This is a genomic window from Citrobacter sp. CRE-46, assembly GCF_059615875.1.
Window position 1 is genome coordinate 2,114,972 of the sequence record NZ_CM184341.1, and the last position, 19,487, is coordinate 2,134,458.

General features: G+C 53.7%; 23 protein-coding genes. 5 read left to right on the top strand and 18 right to left on the bottom strand.

The window, feature by feature from the left end; translation table 11 throughout:
- Positions 1-6: 6 nt before the first annotated feature.
- From fliQ to fliF, 12 genes are all read right to left on the bottom strand, one after another.
- On the bottom strand, positions 7-276 hold the full coding sequence (gene fliQ / locus AC534G_RS09995) for a flagellar biosynthesis protein FliQ (RefSeq protein WP_032939600.1): 270 nt from the start codon (positions 274-276) through the stop codon (positions 7-9).
- Positions 277-285: 9 nt separating this feature from the next.
- Entirely contained in the window at positions 286-1,023 is a 738-nt protein-coding gene (gene fliP / locus AC534G_RS10000) for a flagellar type III secretion system pore protein FliP (RefSeq protein ID WP_038641584.1), read from the bottom strand.
- Entirely contained in the window at positions 1,023-1,397 is a 375-nt protein-coding gene (gene fliO, locus AC534G_RS10005) for a flagellar biosynthetic protein FliO (RefSeq protein ID WP_110497591.1), read from the bottom strand. The genes fliP and fliO overlap by 1 nt, the downstream gene beginning before the upstream one ends.
- Before the next feature lie 2 nt (positions 1,398-1,399).
- Complete coding sequence (gene fliN / locus AC534G_RS10010) at positions 1,400-1,813, bottom strand: flagellar motor switch protein FliN (RefSeq protein WP_110497593.1); 414 nt, start codon at positions 1,811-1,813, stop codon at positions 1,400-1,402.
- Positions 1,810-2,814, bottom strand: a complete 1,005-nt coding sequence (gene fliM / locus AC534G_RS10015; protein WP_038641580.1) for a flagellar motor switch protein FliM — start codon at positions 2,812-2,814, stop codon at positions 1,810-1,812. Before fliM ends, fliN begins: the two co-directional genes overlap by 4 nt.
- 4 nt (positions 2,815-2,818) lie before the next feature.
- Complete coding sequence (gene fliL / locus AC534G_RS10020) at positions 2,819-3,286, bottom strand: flagellar basal body-associated protein FliL (protein WP_038641578.1); 468 nt, start codon at positions 3,284-3,286, stop codon at positions 2,819-2,821.
- Positions 3,287-3,390: 104 nt separating this feature from the next.
- Complete coding sequence (gene fliK, locus AC534G_RS10025; RefSeq protein ID WP_110497595.1) at positions 3,391-4,605, bottom strand: flagellar hook length control protein FliK; 1,215 nt, start codon at positions 4,603-4,605, stop codon at positions 3,391-3,393.
- Entirely contained in the window at positions 4,602-5,045 is a 444-nt protein-coding gene (gene fliJ / locus AC534G_RS10030) for a flagellar export protein FliJ (protein ID WP_038641574.1), read from the bottom strand. The genes fliK and fliJ overlap by 4 nt, the downstream gene beginning before the upstream one ends.
- Before the next feature lie 21 nt (positions 5,046-5,066).
- Positions 5,067-6,437 carry a flagellar protein export ATPase FliI gene (fliI, locus tag AC534G_RS10035; RefSeq protein WP_038641572.1) on the bottom strand — a complete coding sequence of 457 codons (1,371 nt, stop codon included), beginning with the start codon at positions 6,435-6,437 and terminating at the stop codon, positions 5,067-5,069.
- The gene (gene fliH, locus AC534G_RS10040) at positions 6,437-7,144 is read right to left on the bottom strand and encodes a flagellar assembly protein FliH (protein WP_069323568.1); all 708 of its coding nucleotides are present in this window, start codon (positions 7,142-7,144) and stop codon (positions 6,437-6,439) included. Before fliH ends, fliI begins: the two co-directional genes overlap by 1 nt.
- A complete protein-coding gene (gene fliG / locus AC534G_RS10045; protein WP_003030443.1) occupies positions 7,137-8,135 on the bottom strand; it encodes a flagellar motor switch protein FliG in 999 nt (332 codons plus the stop codon). The genes fliH and fliG overlap by 8 nt, the downstream gene beginning before the upstream one ends.
- Entirely contained in the window at positions 8,128-9,801 is a 1,674-nt protein-coding gene (fliF, locus tag AC534G_RS10050; RefSeq protein ID WP_038641569.1) for a flagellar basal-body MS-ring/collar protein FliF, read from the bottom strand. The genes fliG and fliF overlap by 8 nt, the downstream gene beginning before the upstream one ends.
- A gap of 216 nt (positions 9,802-10,017) precedes the next feature.
- Here fliF and fliE point away from each other — a divergent pair, with 216 nt between their 5' ends.
- The gene (fliE, locus tag AC534G_RS10055) at positions 10,018-10,332 is read left to right on the top strand and encodes a flagellar hook-basal body complex protein FliE (RefSeq protein WP_016153486.1); all 315 of its coding nucleotides are present in this window, start codon (positions 10,018-10,020) and stop codon (positions 10,330-10,332) included.
- Positions 10,333-10,386: 54 nt separating this feature from the next.
- Here the strand turns inward: fliE and yedF are convergent, their stop codons facing one another.
- On the bottom strand, positions 10,387-10,620 hold the full coding sequence (gene yedF, locus AC534G_RS10060) for a sulfurtransferase-like selenium metabolism protein YedF (protein WP_000790504.1): 234 nt from the start codon (positions 10,618-10,620) through the stop codon (positions 10,387-10,389).
- Positions 10,617-11,822 carry a selenium metabolism membrane protein YedE/FdhT gene (gene yedE / locus AC534G_RS10065; protein ID WP_038641559.1) on the bottom strand — a complete coding sequence of 402 codons (1,206 nt, stop codon included), beginning with the start codon at positions 11,820-11,822 and terminating at the stop codon, positions 10,617-10,619. The genes yedF and yedE overlap by 4 nt, the downstream gene beginning before the upstream one ends.
- A 185-nt stretch (positions 11,823-12,007) precedes the next feature.
- On the opposite strand from yedE, the gene yedD reads away from it, so the two are divergent.
- Complete coding sequence (yedD, locus tag AC534G_RS10070) at positions 12,008-12,421, top strand: lipoprotein YedD (RefSeq protein ID WP_110497599.1); 414 nt, start codon at positions 12,008-12,010, stop codon at positions 12,419-12,421.
- A 40-nt stretch (positions 12,422-12,461) separates the two neighbouring features.
- Here yedD and amyA read toward each other — a convergent pair whose 3' ends face one another.
- The 4 genes from amyA to fliD form a co-directional block, all read right to left on the bottom strand.
- Positions 12,462-13,949 carry an alpha-amylase gene (amyA, locus tag AC534G_RS10075; RefSeq protein ID WP_110497601.1) on the bottom strand — a complete coding sequence of 496 codons (1,488 nt, stop codon included), beginning with the start codon at positions 13,947-13,949 and terminating at the stop codon, positions 12,462-12,464.
- Between the two features lie 68 nt (positions 13,950-14,017).
- Positions 14,018-14,389: a flagella biosynthesis regulatory protein FliT gene (fliT, locus tag AC534G_RS10080; RefSeq protein WP_003030458.1), complete on the bottom strand. Its 372-nt coding sequence runs from the start codon at positions 14,387-14,389 to the stop codon at positions 14,018-14,020.
- On the bottom strand, positions 14,389-14,796 hold the full coding sequence (fliS, locus tag AC534G_RS10085; RefSeq protein WP_079223690.1) for a flagellar export chaperone FliS: 408 nt from the start codon (positions 14,794-14,796) through the stop codon (positions 14,389-14,391). Before fliS ends, fliT begins: the two co-directional genes overlap by 1 nt.
- A gap of 15 nt (positions 14,797-14,811) precedes the next feature.
- A complete protein-coding gene (gene fliD / locus AC534G_RS10090) occupies positions 14,812-16,218 on the bottom strand; it encodes a flagellar filament capping protein FliD (protein WP_110497603.1) in 1,407 nt (468 codons plus the stop codon).
- A gap of 255 nt (positions 16,219-16,473) precedes the next feature.
- On the opposite strand from fliD, the gene AC534G_RS10095 reads away from it, so the two are divergent.
- From AC534G_RS10095 to fliZ, 3 genes are all read left to right on the top strand, one after another.
- The gene (locus AC534G_RS10095; protein WP_110497605.1) at positions 16,474-17,988 is read left to right on the top strand and encodes a flagellin N-terminal helical domain-containing protein; all 1,515 of its coding nucleotides are present in this window, start codon (positions 16,474-16,476) and stop codon (positions 17,986-17,988) included.
- A 162-nt stretch (positions 17,989-18,150) separates the two neighbouring features.
- The gene (fliA, locus tag AC534G_RS10100; protein WP_038641545.1) at positions 18,151-18,870 is read left to right on the top strand and encodes an RNA polymerase sigma factor FliA; all 720 of its coding nucleotides are present in this window, start codon (positions 18,151-18,153) and stop codon (positions 18,868-18,870) included.
- Between the two features lie 56 nt (positions 18,871-18,926).
- Complete coding sequence (gene fliZ, locus AC534G_RS10105; protein ID WP_069323574.1) at positions 18,927-19,478, top strand: flagella biosynthesis regulatory protein FliZ; 552 nt, start codon at positions 18,927-18,929, stop codon at positions 19,476-19,478.
- The last annotated feature ends 9 nt before the right edge of the window (positions 19,479-19,487 follow it).

The following is a 19,487-nucleotide window of genomic DNA, read 5'->3' on the forward strand; positions in this document are numbered from 1 at the left end:
CGTTGTCTACCCGATGATATACGGTAAATTGCTGAACAGCGTACGCACGTAGTCGAGCAGCAGGTTAAGCATCCACGGGCCGGCAACAATGATGGCAATAAAAACCGCAACAATTTTGGGAATGAAGGACAGCGTCATTTCGTTAATCTGGGTCGCTGCCTGCAAAATGCTGATGATAAGACCTGTGACGAGGGCCACCAACAGCAAAGGCGCGGCAAGGGCCAGAGCGACTTTCATCGCTTCTGTCCCCATCATCATGACCGATTCAGGTGTCATTTCGCGCCTCTAACTGTAAAAGCTTTGTGCCAGCGAGCCGACAAGCAACTGCCAACCGTCCACCAACACGAACAGCATCAGCTTAAACGGTAACGCGATCGTGGCGGGCGGCACCATCATCATCCCGAGCGCCATCAGTACGCTGGCGATGACCAGATCGATAATCAGAAAGGGGATAAAAATGGTAAAGCCTATCTGGAATGCGGTTTTCAGCTCACTGGTGACATAAGCCGGAAGCAAAATTCGCATCGGTACGGCTTCTGGTCCCTGTAAGGGACCGCTGTTTGCCAGACGGGCGAACAGCGCCAGATCGGCTTCACGGGTTTGGCGCAGCATAAACTCGCGTAACGGTTGAGCGCCTTTCTCCATGGCTTCCTGCATGGAGATCTTCTCTTCGCTGAACGGCTGATAGGCGTCAACGTAGATTTTATCGATCACTGGCGACATGATGAAAAAGGTTAAAAATAGCGCCAGCCCCAGCAGTACCTGATTAGGGGGCGCAGACGGCGTTCCCAATGCATTTCGCAACAAACCGAAAACGATGATGATGCGGGTGAAGCTGGTCATCATCAATAAAATGGCAGGCAGGAAGGTCAGCGAGGTGATAAACACCAGCGTCTGTACAGGCAATGACCAGCTTTGTCCGCCGCCTGGCAGCGGTTGACTCACCAGGCCCGGGAGTTGGGCGAGGGCGACTGGACTGAAAAGCCATAAGCCTGCCAGTGTGATGGAAAACAAACGGCGCATCAGAATCTCCCGGGACGCTTGAGCAAACTCTTCATCATGGCCTGGAAATCCGCAGGGGAGGCCGGTTTTTCTTCTGCATCGGCAGGTGCCGGGGGCAGGGTGTGCAATAAGTTAATTTGCGAGGCCGTGACGCCCAGCACCAGGCGCGCATCTTCAACCTCAACAATCACCACGCGCTCACGTGGGCCCAGTGAGGTACTTGCCGCAACCTTCAGCCCTCGCGTACCGGTGCTTTTGGGGGCAAAGCCCAGGCGTTTAATGACCCAGGCTGCCGCCAGGATCAACACAATGATCCCCAGCAGCGCGCCGCTTACCTGTACCAGCGGTGAGCCGGGGACGGCGGCTGGCTGAGAAACTGTCGCCTGGGTGTTCATGGTTAACGGCTCAGACGGCGCATGCGTTCTGATGGGGTAATAATGTCGGTGATACGTACGCCGTATTTATCCGCGACCACCACCACTTCACCCTGGGCGATCAGATAACCGTTGATCAGGATATCCAGCGGTTCGCCCGCCAGACCATCCAGCGCGACAACGGAACCCTGCGTCAGACGCAGCAGCTCTTTGATGGTCATGCGCGTACGGCCCAGTTCAACGGTCAGTTTGACCGGAATGTCCATGATCAGGTCGATGTCCTGCAAAGCGCCGCTAACCTCGCCGCCGCCTAACTGCTGGAATACCGCATCGGCCGCGCTTTTGGTGGTCGTGGTTTTTTGCTCGTTTAACGCGTCAGCCCACAGATCGTCCAATGCGCCAGTGTTCTCATCGGACGGATTATTCATATCACTCATTTGGGCTGTTCCTCATTCAGCGAATTCAAAATCGGGTTTATCAGATGTTCTACGCGTAACGCATACTGACCGTTCACGGTGCCATACTGGCTGGTCAGTACAGGCACGCCGTCCACATGAGCAATAATGCGGTCGGGTTTTTCAATCGGCAGTACATCGCCGGGTTTCAGCTTTAAAATCTGGGACAGCCGCAGCGGAATGTCGGCAAAGTTTGCCACCAGCTCCAGCTCAGAATGCTGAACCTGACGCACCAGATTATTGCGCCAGTTCTGATCTTCATTACGTGAGTTTTCCAGCGGTGGATTCACCAGCAGCTCGCGCAATGGTTCAATCATGCTGAATGGCAGACAGATGTTAAATTCACCGGTCAGATTGCCAATTTCAACGTGGAACGGGGTGTTCACTACGATGTCGTTAGGCGAGGTGGTGATATTGGTAAATTTCACCTGCATCTCGGAACGAACGTATTCCACTTCCAGCGGATTGATGGCCTTCCACGCGTCGCTGTAGCTTTCCAGCGCCAGCTTCAGCATGCGGTTGATAACGCGCTGTTCAGTATGCGTAAATTCGCGACCTTCCACTTTCGTCGGAAAGCGTCCATCGCCGCCGAACAGGTTATCAACGGCGATAAATACCAGACTTGGTGAGAACACCACCAGACCCGTACCGCGCAGCGGCTTGAGGTGGATTAAGTTCAGGTTGGTCGGCACCGGTAAGTTACGCGCAAATTCGTGATACGGCTGGATACGAATCGCCCCCACGGTAATATCCGGGCTACGGCGCAACAGGTTAAATAATCCCATACGGAACTGGCGCGCGAAGCGTTCGTTAATGATCTCCAGCGCCTGTAAACGCTCACGCACCACGCGGCGTTGGGTGTTGGGATCATAAGGTCGAATATCGCTCTCTTTTGCGATACCGGTAATGGGTTCGTCTTTGGTTTCGCTATCGCCATTCAGCAATGCGTCGATTTCAGCCTGAGAAAGAATACTGTCGCCCATGTCTTTACCGCAGAATAAAAGCTGTATAAAGAACGTCGGTGACAACCTGTTTTGGCTGCCCGACAACGAGCGGAGTCGCGAGCGTCTCTTTGATGGCGGTAATCAGCTGTTGTTTACCTTCCTCGGTGGCGAGCGTAGCCGCATTTTGACGAGAAAACAGCAGCAGCAAGCGGCTGCGTACTTCCGGCAAATATTCATTCAGACGCGCACGTGTCGCTTCGTCTTTCATGCGCAACGTGATACCGATATACAGCACACGGTCCGCATCACCCAGATTGACGGTAAAGGTATCCAGCGCAAAGAACACCGGCGCAGGCGGTGGAGCCGGTTCCGCTTTGACGCTGGCGGACGGCTGCTGCTGCATGCGCCAGTAGCTATACCCCGCAGTTGCGCAGGCGGCGAGGGTAATTAATACCAGCAGAGGGATCCAAATAGCGCGTTTACTTTTTTTGTTAATCGCGGAGTCAGTCATCAGATACGGGCTTCCTGTTTCGGTACAGCTTATGGGCTGATTATCCCGTGTCCTGTCCACGACAAAGCGTGGAAAAGACGCGGATAATCATGCTACCTCTGGCGTTAGGCGAAGATGTCTACTGCTCCATCACCGCGGGCAGCGGCTTGCAGCGAGGCTGGCGTTGTCAGGATGGCGTCATCTTCAGCGGTAAAAATATCTTGTCCCTGAGCGCGACCCGCCTGCTGTTGCTGCCCGGAAGACTGCTGCTGTCCGGCAAAGCTCTCACTGCTAATGTTGCTTTGTCCCAACTGGATCCCACTGTCAGCCAACTGCGTACGCAGCATCGGTAACGCGGCTTCCAGCGCGGCGCGCACGTGACTGTGTGGTGACACCATTTGCAACTGTGCGAGGTTGTCATCCAGCTTAATGGAAATGTGTACCTGACCCAGATCCTGCGGATGCAGACGCAGCTCTGCGCTCTGCTGGCCCTGACGCGTGAATAGTGTGACGTGCTGACTCAGTGATTGCTGCCATTCCTGACTACCCAACGGAGCGCTTAGCACCGGCGCGGCGGTAGGTAACGGCTGAGCATGTGTCTGTGGGCCACTTAACGGAGCCGCCGTCACGCCAATGCTGGTCGGCGAAGGGGCGCTATCAATTTCCGCTCTGGTCGCCGCCGCTACCGTCAGTGGGGTTAGCGTCGGATTGTTTGTCTGATCCAGGCTGCTGCCAGGAGAGGCAATGTCTGCTTTGCCTTTTTTGGCGTCACCGGGCAGCAGTTCGACCGCGTTATCGGTGATAGCGCCATGTGCCGTGCCTCGTGACAACGCCGAAAGCGAGGCATCAACGGGGGCAGGGGTGTTGTCGACGGCAGGTGTCGCCAACGGTTGTCCCGGTAGCATGGCGAACAGCGCGCTCAGGTTGGCGAGATCGTCATCGCTGAGCGTGGTGTTTTTTTCATCCTGCTGAGCAACTTTGCCCTGTGTCGTCAGGGCACTCACTTTCAGCGACGGCGTCAGCGCTGACAACAGTTGCTGAGCATCAGTCATGTCGGCAAGAGAAGCATCGGTTTGCATCTCTTTTTGCGCCAGCAGATCGGTTAACTTGACCGCCTGGGTGACATCACCATTTTTTTGCAGCAACCCTTTTTGCAGTTTACTGCCCGCCGCCTGTAAATCGGCAAGCGTCAATGGCGCGCCTTTACCCTGCGCGTCGCCCGCACCTAATGCGCCAGCCAGCAGCGCTAAAAAATCCTCGGGTGAATCTACCGCTTTGCCTGACTGAAGACCTGCGGCTACGTCGGTGTCGGTGGTAATCAGTTGGGGTAAAGTAATCATTCGGGTTTCCTCATAGCTGCACGCTGAGCAAATTCATCCATTTTTTTCTGATCCAGACGGTTTTCGGCCAGTAACGCCGCCGAGGTTTGTCTGTCCTGCAGAGTCTGCCACGCCTGCAACCGTTGTTTTTTATCGCGCCAACTGTTCAGCGCCTGGTCCACTTTCTGCGTCCATTGATTGAGCTGCTGGCGATGTTGCTCAATTGCTTTTTCCAGGGTCTGAATAAACTGCTGATAGTTAATCCAGCGATTACTGGTAATACCCTGACCCATATCGTTATTCAGATTGTTACGGTACTCATGCTGATAATCGATCAGCATTTTCAACTGTTCTTCCGCCTGCTGACAGCCACGACGCATCTCTCCCAATAAGACAGCGGCGTCTTCTACCTCTTTCTCAGCCAGGTCTTTCAGCGTTGCTAATGCACCATGTTGTGCCATGACCTATGCTCTCCTGCTCAATCACACACCAGGGAAAATCAGTTCTAAAGCGTGCAGGGAATCTTCCCAGTCAGCCCGTTCATAGATGCCTTGCTGTAAAAATGCTTCCAGTTGTGGCCATAAGGCGATGGCTTTATCCAACATCGGATCGCTGCCTTTGGCATACGCCCCGACGCTGACCAGATCGCGGTTACGTTGGAAGCTGGACAGCAACTGTTTAAAGTTACGCACCCGCGCATAGTGTTGCTCACTAATGAGCGCGGTCATGGCACGGCTGATCGAGGCTTCTATATCGATTGCCGGGTAATGACCTGCCTCGGCCAGATGGCGGGACAGCACAATGTGACCGTCCAGAATCGCGCGTGCGGAGTCGGCAATCGGGTCCTGCTGATCGTCACCCTCGGTCAGGACGGTGTAAAACGCGGTAACTGACCCGCCGCCGTGAATACCGTTCCCGGCACGTTCCACCAGCGCCGGTAATTTGGCGAATACTGACGGCGGATAACCTTTGGTTGCTGGCGGCTCGCCGATCGCCAGCGCGATCTCACGTTGCGCCATCGCATAGCGGGTGAGGGAATCCATAATCAGTAATACGTGTTGTCCACGATCGCGGAAATCTTCGGCGATGCGCGTGGCGTAGGCCGCGCCCTGCATACGCAACAGCGGCGAAACGTCCGCCGGAGCGGCAATCACCACCGAGCGTGCGCGACCGTCAGCGCCGAGAATATTTTCAATAAAATCTTTAACTTCGCGGCCACGTTCGCCAATCAGTCCGACGACGATGACATCGGCTTGGGTATAACGCGCCATCATGCCAAGCAGGACGCTTTTACCGACGCCCGAACCTGCGAAAAGTCCCATACGCTGACCGCGCCCGACGGTTAATAACGCGTTAATGGGGCGCACGCCGGTATCCAGCACATGTTCAATAGGTGTGCGCTGCAGCGGGTTAAACGGCGGCGTCATCAGCGCCCCGGTTTCGGTGGTGTCCGGAGCGGGCAGACCGTCGAGCGGTTTGCCGCTGCCGTCGAGCACCCGGCCCAGCAGAGCAGGACCCAGCGGTAATTGTTTCCCGCTTTGCAGACCTTCTCCGGCAATATTCTTCGCGTACACGCGCGCGCCGGGCAGAACGCCTTCGACCTCTTCGAGCGGCATCAGAAACAGTCGCTGACCGTTAAAGCCCACGACTTCACTTTCAACTTCCTGGGTTTCGTTGCCATCCTGGCGTTCAATGACGCAGGTGGCGCCCAGCGGCAGCTGTAATCCGGTGGCTTCCAGCACCAGCCCGGTGGCGCGGGTCAGACGCCCGTAACGACGCACCGCAGGCAGCAGCGACATTTTCTCTTCGAAGTTGTCCAGCGTATTGAGCCAGCGAGTCAGACGAGTGGTCATTACACGACTCCTGGCGCGGCCAGACGGCAGAGCTCTTGCCAGCGCGTGGCGACGCTGGCATCCAGATCGCCTTCGTCGGCAGAGACTTTACAGCCGCCGTGATGCAACGTGGGATCGCCGCGCAGCCGCCAGCCGTGCAGACTGAGGGTGGCGCCGAGCATCTCTTCCACCCGCTGGAGATCGTCCGGATGTACGCGCAACTGCGGTTTACCGCTAAATAGCGGTTCCTGCTGCAACAGCTGTTGGATTTGTTTAATCAGCGCGGCGTTATCTACGACAGGCGTTTGACCTATCACCTGACGCGCCGCCTCCAGCGCCATTTGCATCAAGCGCGAGGCAATCACGCTGTCCAGAGCGTCCAGCGTATTCTGAAATTCGCTCACCAATTGCTGCATACGGGCAGTGATTGGCGCATGCTGCGCGCGCGCCTGGTTTTGGCCTTGCTCCAGGCCCTGATTCAGCCCTTCCTGATAGCCTTGTTCGTGGCCCTTTTGTCGACCTTCCGCCAGACCAGCGTTATAACCTTGCTCGTGGGCCTGCATTTGCAACTGCGCGAGCTGCTGCTCAAGCTGTTGCTCTGCTGAGAGTTCCGGCTCGTCGGTCTCTTCTGACAACGGTGTTTCACTGTGGTCGGCCAGGACGAACTCCGCCACCGGTGGGGCGAGATCGTCCGGGGTCCAGACTTTCCACGGCAGTTCGTTAGACATAAGTATCCTCGCCGCTGCCGATCACCATCTCGCCGGTTTCCGCCAGACGACGCACAATAAGCAGAATCGCTTTCTGTTCGTTTTCCACTTGCGACAAACGTACCGGACCGCGGTTGGCAAGGTCGTCGCGCAGAATATCGGCTGCACGTTGCGACATATTGCGCAGGAACTTCTCGCGTAGCGGCTGTTCGGCGCCTTTCAGGGCAATCAGCAGCGATTCGGAATCCACTTCCTGCAGCAGGCGCTGGATACTGCGATCGTCGACGTCCACCAGGTTTTCGAACAGGAACATCTCGTCGATAATTTTCTGCGCCAGTTCTCCGTCGAATTCGCGCACGGCGGTAATAACGGCTTCTTCCTGCTGGGTTTTCATCAGGTTGATGATTTCCGCTGCCGTTCTCACGCCGCCCATTTTGCTGCGTTTGAGGTTCTGGCCGTCGAGCAGGCCATTCAATACTTCGGTCAATTCCGCCAGCGCGGCAGGCTGTACGCCGCCGAAAGTGGCGATACGCAGCATGACGTCGTGACGTAAACGTTCGTCGAACAGCGCCAGAATATCGGCCGCCTGGCCCCGTTTGAGGTGCACCAGAATGGTGGCGATAATCTGCGGATGCTCGTCGCGGATAAGGTCGGCGGCGCTTTGCGGCTCCATAAAGTTGAGCGTTTCAATGCCGCTGGTGGTATCGCGGGTTTCCAGAATATCTTCCAGCAGGCTGGACGCGCGTTCTTCACCCAGCGCTTTCACCAGCACGGAGCGCAGATATTCGTTGGCGTTAATGTTGAGCGCGGCAAATTGTTCGGCTTCTTGTTCAAACTCCGCCAGCACTTCCGTCAACTGTTTATTGGAGATCTGGCGTACGTTGGCCATCGCCGTACTGAGCGCCTGAACTTCGCGCGTGGAAAGGTGCTTAAACACCTCCGCCGCGCGATCTTCGCCAATGGTCATCAGCAGGATGACGCTTTTATCGGTACCGGTAAGGGCATTACTCATGATCGTTACTCATCCACTGACGAATGACCAGCGCCACGACGCGCGGATCGTTATCTGACATTTCACGAATACGCTGGCTCATGACTTCTGCGCCCAGACGCTGATTCGTGCGACGTTGCTGGGTCTGTTCGTCTTTACTGAGGCGAACTTCTACCGCTTCTTCGGTTTCCTGACGGATTCGCGTTTGTTCTTGCGCGGCTTTCGCTTCTTCGCTGCGACGGAGTAACTGCGGGCGAACGGCTTTCCGCCACAGGAGCCAGGCGACCAGCAGAACCAGTAACCAACGACCTGCGGACATTAACTGATCAATAAAGAACGGCTGTTTCCAGAACGGAAGCTCACCCATGGAATCGTCGGTCGCTGTGAACGGAGAGTTCACCACGTTCAGGGTGTCGCCACGTTTGTCGGAGAACCCCATCGCCTCGCGGGTCAGATCCTCAATCTGTTTCATCTGTTCGGCAGTTAACGGCAGCGGTTTGCCATCCGGTAACGTTTTATAGTTGACCACGACGGCCACCGAGAGACGCTGCACATCGCCAACGTTCATTTTGGTGTGGCGAATGGTACGGTCGACTTCATAGTTACTGGTTTCATTGCGCTGCGTACTGCGCGGACCTGCATTGTTACTGTTATTCGTTGTCTGCGTGGTTTGCGCATTTTGCTGATTAGCCGGTGGGTTGGCGATTGGCGCGGTATTAGCCGGGGCTGGCTGATTAGACAATGCGCCCGGGACGCCGCCAGGCGCTCCGCTACCAATTTGCTCACTGACGTTTAACTGGCGTGAGCGCAGCACGGCCTGGGACTCATCGCCGTTTGGACGGTATTGCTCTTCGGTTTGCTCTTTGTTGGCAAAATCCAGCTGTGCGGTGACCTGTGCGTGTACGTTGCCGTTGCCGACAATCGGCGACAGGATCGATTCGATCCGGCGTTGCACGCGGGCCTCGACATCGCTGGCGTATTTCAGTTGCGCATCGTTGAGATCGCGGCTGCTGGTGTTCGACTGGGTTAACAGATGACCCGCCTGGTCGACCAGCGTTACGTTGCCCGGCGGTAAGCCTGCAACAGCGCTGGAGACCAAATGCGTGACCGCGCTGATTTGACCTTCATCCAGCGCACGCCCCGGTTCCAGATTAACAGTGACGGAGGCCGAAGGCGCTTTTTGCTCACGTACAAACAGCGATGGTTTAGGCATCGCCAGATGCACGCGGGCGCGTTTTACCGGGCCCAGGGTTTCAATGGTACGGGCTAACTCACCTTCCAGCGCGCGCTGGTAGTTGACCTGCTCGCTAAACTGGCTGATACCAAACTTTTCCTGATCCAGCAGCTCAAAGCCAACGGCACCACCTTTCGGCAGGCCTTGCTGCGCCAGACGCAAGCGCAGCTCGTGGACTTTATCGGCAGGAACTTCAATAGCGCCGCTTCCCTCAGTAAAACGATAGGGAACGTTCATCTGCGTCAGTTGGGTGACAATCGCGCCGCCATCCTGATCGGAAAGATTGCTGAACAAGGTGCGGTAGTCGGGCGCTTTGGCCCACAGAACCATCGCCACAACGATAGCGACGGCAGCGGCTCCTGCCACAATCAGAGGAATTCTGGGATTCGCGCGCAGGCGGTTTAACCACTCGAGAGGTTTAAGCTGGGTTGCAGTCGATGCTGTCGCACTCATCTCGCACCTCGTGGCTTATCGTGGACGGCGTTTTTTGCAAAGTGGAACAAGACTCACTCCCGGGTCAGCAAACTCGAAAAATTGACGGTCTCATTATTTGCGGTTTCGAATTTTTCTATGGGTTAAAAACCGTGGTTTTTTATCGTTATTTAACGCCTTTATCTTATTGACTAACTGGTAATCTCAGCTACGTGAAAATTCATCCAGGGGATCAGAATGTCGGCAATACAGGGGATTGAAGGGGTCATCAGCCAGTTACAAACCACGGCGATGTCAGCAAAAATGCAGGATATGCAGCCACAACCGACCGTGAGTTTTGCCGGTCAGCTACATGCGGCGTTAGACAGAATCAGCGATGTGCAGACCGCGTCCCGTGTCCAGGCTGAGAAATTTACCCTCGGTGAACCGGGTATTGCGCTGAATGATGTGATGACCGATATGCAAAAAGCGTCGGTGTCGATGCAGATGGGGATTCAGGTACGTAATAAACTGGTATCGGCGTATCAGGAAGTGATGTCGATGCAGGTGTAGGGACAACGTGCAGATAATGTAGGCCGGATGAGCGCAGCGCCATCCGGCAAACACTTACTTTTGAATCAAATAGCGAATCGTTGGGCCATCCTGCTGAATATCCAGCACCGTATAGCCGTGATTGCGCGCATCCAGTGGAATATTATTGATTGACTGCGGGCAGTCGCTCACCACTTCCAGAATTTCACCTTTCTTCAATTGCGGCATCGCCTCCAGCGTGGCAACTGCCGGATACGGACACGGCTCGCCGACCATATCGAGGCGATAATCAGGCACGATATTTTTCATACAGACTCCTTGGCTGGCGTCAGCCCGGCACGGCGGAAGAAACGCTTTTCCCAGCCGATGATGAGCATCAGCGCGGTAAATAACAGCAGATAGGTCACCAGCAGGCCACCCAGCGGACCAAAGGTGTTGAGCAGATTCACCTTATCCCAGTTGGTGGCCAGAGCAGGCGCAAAATCATCCCAGTAGTAAGCCAGAATGGTTGAGCCAATAACGTTGCCCAGACCAACCCACCAGTAATGCACCTGGCCTTCAACCGCGCGGTACATCCAGCCGGTTTCACACCCGCCCGCTAAAACAATACCGAAGCCGAACAGCAAGCCGCCAAGCACTGCGTTCGGACCCGCCCACATAATCTTCGGCTCGACGCCTAACTGCACATAACTAAAAATACCGATGGCGCTGACCGCCATCCCGAAGATGATCGCTTTTGCCATATGGGTGCGACCGGAAATCCACAGGTCGCGGAAGGCTGAAGTGAAGCAGATTTGCGCCCGTTCAATCAGCAGACCGAACCCGACGCCGAACAGCATCGCCAGGCCGAGCTTAGGTTTATCCATCGCAGTGAGTAACGCCCAGCCGATCATGCCGATAAACACCAGCATCCCGAGGCGAAAACGACGACGCGCCTGATCCGGTTTTTGCGTCAGCGGGGAAGCGGCGGAGACTTTCTGCATTTTGACCGGAATACGGAACATCGGCAGCAGGGTAAAGCGTGCGCCAAACCATGAACCAATGGCTGTTGCCAGCGCAAAAAACCAGGCGTGTAGCGAGAACTGCGGAATACCGGTGAAGAACGCGGCCAGGTTACACCCCATTGCCAGACGGGCGCCGAATCCGGCAATCATCCCGCCGACTATCGCCTGCATAATGCGTATCCGACTGCGCGGCATGCGGAGTTTGACGTTGTTGGCCCAGAGAGCGGCAGCAAAACAGCCGCCGAACATACCGAGTATCATCATTCCGTCGATACGGGTCAGGGGAGAGCCTTCAAGATGGATAAGCTTGTAGTATCCCCACTCTTCGGCGTGAACGCCAAATAATTGCAGGATTTGACCGCCCCAACGGGTGAATTCGCCGGTAACGGCCCAGAAGGTTCCGGTGATGCCGAAGTAGTAAGTAGAGAGAATACCCGCTGCGATGACCGCAGGGGCAGGGGCCCAAAATTTAATTAACCAGGCCTGTTTGAAGTGTTGCCATGACATGCGTTTTGCCTCTGAACTCAGAAGGTATGTAACAAGAAGTGTGGATACTACACCGATCAGAATTTTTGACTATGAGTAATAAGAGGTAACACTGTCTGGATCAATATTTCTCAATGCTACCGAAAGGCTGGCGGCATCAGACCTTTAATGCCACAATCCCATTTTCTTCGCATGCAGGATGAATGATGAAAAAATTAGCAATCGTTGGGGTATTTCTGGCGCTGAGCGGATGCGCCGAAGTAGAGAATTATAACGACGTGGTGAAAACGCCCGCGCCAGCCGGTCTGGAAGGCTACTGGCAGTCAAAAGGTCCGCAACGCAGCCTGGTCAGCCCGGAAGCCATTGCCAGCCTGGTGGTGACGAAAGAAGGCGATACGCTGGATTGTCGCCAGTGGCAGCGGGTCATTGCCCTGCCGGGGAAACTGACGATGATTTCCGGCGATCTCACCAACGTGACCGTGAAACGCGAGCTGTATGAGATTGAGCGCGAAGGCAATACGCTGGAGTATGATGGCATGACGCTACAACGGGTGGATCGCCCGACGCAGGAGTGCGCTGACGCGTTAACGAAAACGCCGCTGCCCACACCGCTGCCATAAACAGCACGCCCCGGTAGCCAGCGGCCACCGGGGTTGAATATTACAACACGTCTTCAATCACCCACACGCTGACGCTACCGCCGTTGCAGAAAAACGTCGCTTCCCCGTTTTCATCGGTGACCACGCTTTCTTCGCGATTTCCCAGATAATCACGCCAGGTTTTATTACCGTAATTCGCGCCGAGATTGATGGTCTTTTCCCCATCGTCACCGTTAGACAGCACCACCACGCAGCCGGGATCTTCGTCCGTTCCGCTGCGGCTAAAAGCGATACAGTTAGGATGATCGAAAAAGAGCGTCTGTACGCCGTGGGCGAAGCGCTGGCGCGCGAGGATCAGTTCGGGGAGCTGTTCGATGATCGGCATGTCGATAGGATACGTTTCGCCATCGCCGCCGGTGTCTTCGTAATGCGCCCCGTAGAGGTCAGGATAAAACACCGACGGTACACCGTTTTCCCGTAGCAGGATCAACGCATAGGCCAGCGGCTTAAACCATGACTCGACAGGGGCTTCCAGCGCCTGCAACGGCTGGGTATCGTGATTGGCAACCAGCGTGACGGCATGAAACGGATCGGCCTCGACTAATGTGTCCGTGAAGATTTGGCTCATGTCGTAATCGCGGCCCTGACGGGAGGCTTCGTGGAATTTCATCTGCAAAGGGGCGTCGAACAGCATGGTTTTCCCCTCCACCTGGTTAATGTAGGTTTGCAGTTTGTCGACTTCGTGGGACCAGTATTCCGCGACAATAAACAATGGCTTGGGCGCGACCTCCTGTACGTGTTCAATCCACTCTTTATAAAACCATGCCGGAATATGTTTCACCGCATCTAAACGAAAACCGTCACACTGGGTTTGCTCCATCACCCAGCGCGCCCAGTATTTGATCTCCTCGGTCACGGCGTGATTTCGAAAATCGATGTTCTCGCCCATCAGATAATCAAAATTACCCAGTTCATCATCAACCTGATCGTTCCAGCCTTCACCGGTGTAATCGTTAACGATTTTGAAAATGCCGTCTTCGGTGGGGTTCTCGATATGGTCAATGCCGCTGAAGCATTTATAGTCCCAAATGAATTGTGAATACTGGCCTGCGCGGGCGGGGAAGGTATAGCGCGTCCAGGCCTCACATTCGATGATTTCATCGTCTATTTGCGTGCGATCGTCGGCGTTAACCCGCTGGACACGAATACTCTCTTTTTCATCCGCGCCCATTTTGTGGTTAACCACCACGTCGAGCAGTACGGCGATGTCGTTGTGTTTCAGCGCGTCAATTGCCGCCAGCAGCTGGTTTTTATCGCCATATTTGGTGGGGATGGTTCCCCTCTGGTCAAACTCGCCGAGGTCAAACAGATCGTACGAGTCGTAGCCAACGGAATAACCGCCTGATGCGCCTTTATAGGCGGGGGGCAGCCATACCATATTGATGCCGATATCATTGAGTCCGCCTGCGCGTTCGGCAAGCTCGGGCCAGAGTTGACCCCCATCGGGGTAATACCAGTGAAAATACTGCAATAACGTGGGATTTTTCATCTTCCGTGCTCCAGAAGTCGTTTGGCCGACCTCTGGAGTATGGAAGATTATTCAGATTTAACAGAAAATTATTGCGGGGCGGTGGGGGCGTCGGGTACTAACAGCATGCCGGAAAGACGGCCATAGGCGTTATTGAGCGTCTTCTGGCGCGTCGACTGACCGATAAGATTGCTGAGTTCATCCAGCCGCTGTTGTAACAGTGTTTTGAGTAACTGTTCGTTATCCAGCGTCTGTTTAATATACCCGGCCACTAAGTCCTGAATACTTCGTGTAATGCCAGGTGGAGTTTGCTCTTCCATGACCACTTCAATACTTTGCAGATAGGTAACTTCCTGTTCCAGTAAAAGGTCCCATTCACCCCGCTGCGCCAGTTCCAGCAGCGAGTGACTGAGTAGCGCGATGCGCTGCCAACGGTTGATAAACTCCACGGCTGAGGTCATTAACGAGACTCCTGGGACGACGCTTTCGGTGAGATCTGTTTCCAGGCTTCCGCAATGTTGCCGAGCAACCCTTCGACTTCTTCAATAGCCTGACAATCATTACGCAAGTTGGCTTGCAGTAAACGGCGAATCATATAGTCATACAGCGCAGACAGGTTGGTGGCGATTTCACCGCCATTTTCCTGATCCAGACCTGCTTTCAGACCATTGTCGATAATATTAATGGCTTTACTTAACGCCTCGCCTTTGGCGACGATATCACCCTGTTGCATAAACAGGCGAGCGCGCACCAGGGCGCTGTTCGCGCCATCAAACAACATTTCGATCAGCTGATGCGGATTGGCGCTCATCACGCCACTCTCTATGCTGACCTGTGCATAGGCTTTGGTACCGCTCGCGGTATACATGCTTACCTCGTGTTATCAGGAATTACTCATGGCTGAAAATTGCTGGCCCAGATAAGTACTGGTGCTGTTCAGCTTGCTCATCATGGTGTCCAACTGCGTAAACTGTGCTTTGTAGCGCGCGACGGTATCGTCGATGCTGTTGCTGACGGCCAGATACTGTTTGGTCAGCTTTTTCAGCGTGGCGTTAATATTGTCCTGGGCAACGTCAATAATGCCGTCATCGGCCAGGTAACCTTTTACTTCGGTGGCAATTTTGGTGGTAATACCGGTTTCTTTACCATCACCAACCAGCAATTGACGCGTCGCCGCGGTATTATCTTTCAGCGCTTTTTCGAGCTTGGTGTCGTCAATTTTCAGCTTGCCTGAGGTACCATCGGTGGTAATGCCGATTTCACCCAACGTTTTGAATGCGCCGTCGCCGGCACCGTTGGAAAACTGGGCGCGTATCCCTGTCTGAATAGTACGTACCGCACTGTCGCCGAGTAATGCACCATTATTCGTGTCCTGGGTTTCGGCACCAGGATCAACTTCAGTATATTTGGTCAGCGTTGAGAACGTATCCAGCAGTGAGTTATAGGCGTCCACCCAACCTTTAATCGCTTCTGTTGCTTTTTCATTGCTCTTGGTGACGGTGATCCGCGCATCGGTCACTTCTTTAGTCAGATTCAGCGTCACGCCCTGCGGAGCATCGGTAATGGTGTTGCTTGGGCGTTCAATATCAATGCCGTTAACCTTTAACAACGCATTTTTCGCTTCCACCAGCTGTTTCATATTTCCGCTGCCAGCGGTGCTGTCGTAGGCCAGTAAATCATTGAGCTTACTGTCACCGCTGACGGAAATGGTCATCTTATTATCGACACCGCTGTCGGCGGTTAATACCAGCTGATAATCATTTTCTTTAACTTTAACGATGCTGGCGGAAATACCGCTGTCGGCGTCGTTAATGGCATCACGGATCCCTTCCAGCGACGTTTGGTCTTTGCTGAGTTTAATTTCCAGCGGCTCTTTGCGACCTTTTTGCTCTATTTTAATGGTGCGGCTGTCGGAGGAGGTATCACCTAACGCCTCTTTCACCGAACTGATACCGCTTTTGGTACTTAATGATTGCGCCTGCGCCAGTTGCGTTACGCTGATCATATAGGTCCCCGGCGCTGCGCCGGCAGTGGTCGTGGCCGTCAGATCTTCTGTACTGCTGGTTACGGTTGTGCTTTTAAACAGATCGGCGCTGTTCAGCGTTGTATTGGCCGTCTGGAATTTTTCCAGCGCGCTTTTTAGCGTGCCGTAGGCGGTTAATCTTGCCGTATTCGTACTCTGCTGTTGGGTAATTGGGGTTAAGCGTTTTTTTTCAGCAGTAGTCAGGTTTGTCAGCAATGTATCCAGTGGTAAGTTTGAGCCGACGCCCAATGATGTAAATGAAGGCATGCCTAATTCCTTGTGATTGCAAACAGTAGTTAAGCGGGTTATCGGCAATCTGCGCGCAAAGTTTAATAATAGTTTTGCAAAAATAATGCGCAGAATAATGGCATATAAAGAGGGTATTTCAGGGGCTAAGAAAAAAGAGAGCGGAAAGTAAAAATTTTCTAAAGTTCGAATTTATGGTGCCGATACATGGGTTACGGTGAGAAACCGTGGGCAACAGCCCAATAACATCAAGTTGTAATTGATAAGGAAAAGATCATGGCACAAGTCATCAATACAAACAGCCTGTCGCTGTTGACCCAGAACAACCTGAACAAATCTCAGTCTACTCTGAGCTCCGCTATCGAACGTCTGTCCTCTGGTCTGCGTATCAACAGCGCGAAAGACGATGCTGCTGGTCAGGCGATCGCTAACCGCTTCACCGCAAACATCAAAGGTCTGACTCAGGCTTCCCGTAACGCTAACGACGGTATCTCCATTGCGCAGACCACTGAAGGCGCGCTGAACGAAATCAACAACAACCTGCAGCGTGTACGTGAACTGACCGTTCAGGCAACTAACGGTTCTAACTCCGATAGCGACCTGACCTCCATCCAGAACGAAATCACTCAGCGTCTGGGCGAAATTGACCGCGTATCCGGTCAGACTCAGTTCAACGGCGTGAAAGTACTGGCTCAGGACAACACCCTGAAAATTCAGGTTGGCGCTAACGACGGCGAAACTATCTCCATCGATCTGAAAAAAATTGATACTCAGAGCCTGGGTGTAGCTGACTTCCGCGTGAATGGTGCGCAGAAAGCCACTGCCAGCGATCTGATCTCCAAGTTTGGCGCAACTGGTACTGATAACTACACCGCTTCTGTAAGCGTTGGTGGTGCGGCTGCCGCGGTAGTCAATACTGTTACTGTTGATGTTAAAACTCAGGGTGTACAGGTTGGCGGCAAAGACATGTATGTTAGTGCCAAAGATGGTGGCTTAACAGACAGTGCAACTCAAGCGAATACGGCTTCTACTATCTACACAACTACTGCTGCTCAGAATGACAATGCTGAGAGCATGGCAAAATTAGGTGCTAATGCTAAAGCTGGTGATAAATTCACTTATGATGGTATGGAATTTACAGCTAAGACTGATGCTGACGCATTTGGTAATGGTACCTACAGTGCTAAAGTTGATGGTAAAACGGTTACCTTTACTATTGCTGATGAAGATGCAACGGGTACCAAAGCTACTGTTAAGACTGACGTAGCGCTGTATGCTTCTCAAAACGGAACATTGACGACTAGCGCAACAACCGCAAACAAAGCCGCTACCGTAAACGATCTGCAAAATGCTAATGCCACCAAAACTGGCAGCACGCTGAAAGCGAGTGGCGCAACTTATGCCGTTGATATTGATGGTAACGTGACCACTGGTGGTAAAACCATGTATGTTACTACCGATAAAAACGGTAGCGCTAAACTTGTTAACGAAGACGTTGCTAAAGCAAGCACCAGCACTGCAGATCCGTTGGCTGTTCTTGATAAAGCCCTGGCACAGGTTGATGCTCTGCGTTCTGACCTCGGTGCGGTACAGAACCGTTTCGATTCTACCATTACCAACCTGGGTAACACCGTTAACAACCTGACTTCTGCACGTAGCCGTATCGAAGATGCTGACTACGCGACCGAAGTGTCCAACATGTCCAAAGCACAGATCCTGCAACAGGCGGGTACCTCTGTACTGGCACAGGCCAACCAGGTTCCGCAGAACGTTCTGTCTCTGCTGCGTTAATTTACGCTTATCGCGCAAACCCCGCTCCGGCGGGGTTTTTTACATTTAGCTTTACCCGTAACCCCCAAATAACCCCCCATTTCACCCACTATTCACCCGATTAAAACCCCTGCAGAAACGGATAATCATGCCGATAACTCATTTAACGCAGGGCTGTTTATCGTGAATTCACTGTATACCGCTGAAGGTGTAATGGATAAACACTCGCTGTGGCAGCGTTATGTACCGTTGGTGCGTCACGAAGCATTGCGCCTTCAGGTGCGTTTGCCGGCGAGCGTAGAACTGGATGACCTGCTACAAGCGGGCGGCATAGGGTTATTGAATGCAGTTGACCGATATGACGCTTTGCAAGGAACGGCATTTACCACTTACGCAGTGCAGCGTATTCGTGGAGCGATGCTGGACGAACTACGTAGCCGGGATTGGGTGCCGCGTAGCGTTCGGCGCAATGCTCGCGAAGTGGCACAGGCGATGGGACAACTGGAGCAGGAGTTAGGGCGTAACGCGACGGAAACCGAAGTGGCGGAGCGTCTGGCTATTCCTGTGCAAGAGTATCGTCAGATGTTGCTTGATACCAATAACAGCCAACTCTTCTCCTACGACGAGTGGCGGGAAGAGCATGGCGATAGTATTGAGCTGGTGACGGAAGAACATCAGCAGGAAAACCCGTTACAACAGCTACTTGAGGGTAACCTCCGCCAGCGCGTGATGGAGGCGATCGAGGCGTTGCCGGAGCGCGAAAAGCTGGTGTTAACGCTGTACTACCAGGAAGAGCTGAATCTGAAAGAGATCGGCGCGGTACTGGAAGTCGGGGAGTCGCGGGTCAGCCAGTTGCACAGCCAGGCCATCAAACGTCTACGCACCAAGCTGGGTAAGCTATAGGGGTAATCATTACCCCTGAACAATGCCGCATTACGAATTGACTACCAGGAGTTCTCATGACGGTGCAGCAATCAAAAAGACGGCCTCTAAGCCGCTACCTCAAAGATTTCAAACACAGCCAGACGCATTGCGCCCATTGCCTGAAGTTGCTCGACAGGATCACGCTGGTTCGCCGTGGACAAATTGTTAATAAAATCGCCATCGCCCGCCTGGACACGTTGCTGGATGAAGCTGAGTGGGAACAGGAGAAAAAAGAGTGGGTGGCGCTGTGTCGTTTTTGCGGTGATTTGCATTGCAAAGAGCAGAGCGACTTTTTTGACATCATCGGATTTAAACAATTTTTATTTGAGCAGACCGAAATGAGCCACGGCACGGTACGTGAATACGTTGTCCGCCTGCGCCGCCTTGGCAATCATCTGACCGAACAAAATATCTCTCACGAATTGCTGCAGGAAGGGTTTCTCGACGAAAACCTTGCCCCGTGGCTGCCGGAAACCAGCACCAACAATTATCGCATCGCATTGCGTAAGTACGAGCAGTTTAAAGCCCATACGCATATGGGGCATATGCAGAAATCCTCCTGGACAGCCAGTTCTGATATATATTAAAAACGAATA

Excerpts from the sequence above, each read along its gene's own strand:
- yedE (WP_038641559.1), bottom strand. The coding sequence starts at position 11,822 with ATGTCATGGCAACACTTCAAACAGGCCTGGTTAATTAAATTTTGGGCC.
- yedF (WP_000790504.1), bottom strand. The coding sequence starts at position 10,620 with ATGAAAAATATCGTGCCTGATTATCGCCTCGATATGGTCGGCGAGCCG.
- fliZ (WP_069323574.1), top strand. The coding sequence starts at position 18,927 with ATGACGGTGCAGCAATCAAAAAGACGGCCTCTAAGCCGCTACCTCAAA.
- fliS (WP_079223690.1), bottom strand. The coding sequence starts at position 14,796 with ATGTATACCGCGAGCGGTACCAAAGCCTATGCACAGGTCAGCATAGAG.
- fliT (WP_003030458.1), bottom strand. The coding sequence starts at position 14,389 with ATGACCTCAGCCGTGGAGTTTATCAACCGTTGGCAGCGCATCGCGCTA.
- AC534G_RS10095 (WP_110497605.1), top strand. The coding sequence starts at position 16,474 with ATGGCACAAGTCATCAATACAAACAGCCTGTCGCTGTTGACCCAGAAC.
- fliG (WP_003030443.1), bottom strand. The coding sequence starts at position 8,135 with ATGAGTAATGCCCTTACCGGTACCGATAAAAGCGTCATCCTGCTGATG.
- fliN (WP_110497593.1), bottom strand. The coding sequence starts at position 1,813 with ATGAGTGATATGAATAATCCGTCCGATGAGAACACTGGCGCATTGGAC.
- fliL (WP_038641578.1), bottom strand. The coding sequence starts at position 3,286 with ATGACTGACTCCGCGATTAACAAAAAAAGTAAACGCGCTATTTGGATC.
- fliI (WP_038641572.1), bottom strand. The coding sequence starts at position 6,437 with ATGACCACTCGTCTGACTCGCTGGCTCAATACGCTGGACAACTTCGAA.
- fliH (WP_069323568.1), bottom strand. The coding sequence starts at position 7,144 with ATGTCTAACGAACTGCCGTGGAAAGTCTGGACCCCGGACGATCTCGCC.
- fliM (WP_038641580.1), bottom strand. The coding sequence starts at position 2,814 with ATGGGCGACAGTATTCTTTCTCAGGCTGAAATCGACGCATTGCTGAAT.
- fliE (WP_016153486.1), top strand. The coding sequence starts at position 10,018 with ATGTCGGCAATACAGGGGATTGAAGGGGTCATCAGCCAGTTACAAACC.
- fliD (WP_110497603.1), bottom strand. The coding sequence starts at position 16,218 with ATGCCTTCATTTACATCATTGGGCGTCGGCTCAAACTTACCACTGGAT.
- fliP (WP_038641584.1), bottom strand. The coding sequence starts at position 1,023 with ATGCGCCGTTTGTTTTCCATCACACTGGCAGGCTTATGGCTTTTCAGT.
- yedD (WP_110497599.1), top strand. The coding sequence starts at position 12,008 with ATGAAAAAATTAGCAATCGTTGGGGTATTTCTGGCGCTGAGCGGATGC.
- fliF (WP_038641569.1), bottom strand. The coding sequence starts at position 9,801 with ATGAGTGCGACAGCATCGACTGCAACCCAGCTTAAACCTCTCGAGTGG.
- amyA (WP_110497601.1), bottom strand. The coding sequence starts at position 13,949 with ATGAAAAATCCCACGTTATTGCAGTATTTTCACTGGTATTACCCCGAT.
- fliO (WP_110497591.1), bottom strand. The coding sequence starts at position 1,397 with ATGAACACCCAGGCGACAGTTTCTCAGCCAGCCGCCGTCCCCGGCTCA.
- fliK (WP_110497595.1), bottom strand. The coding sequence starts at position 4,605 with ATGATTACTTTACCCCAACTGATTACCACCGACACCGACGTAGCCGCA.
- fliQ (WP_032939600.1), bottom strand. The coding sequence starts at position 276 with ATGACACCTGAATCGGTCATGATGATGGGGACAGAAGCGATGAAAGTC.
- fliJ (WP_038641574.1), bottom strand. The coding sequence starts at position 5,045 with ATGGCACAACATGGTGCATTAGCAACGCTGAAAGACCTGGCTGAGAAA.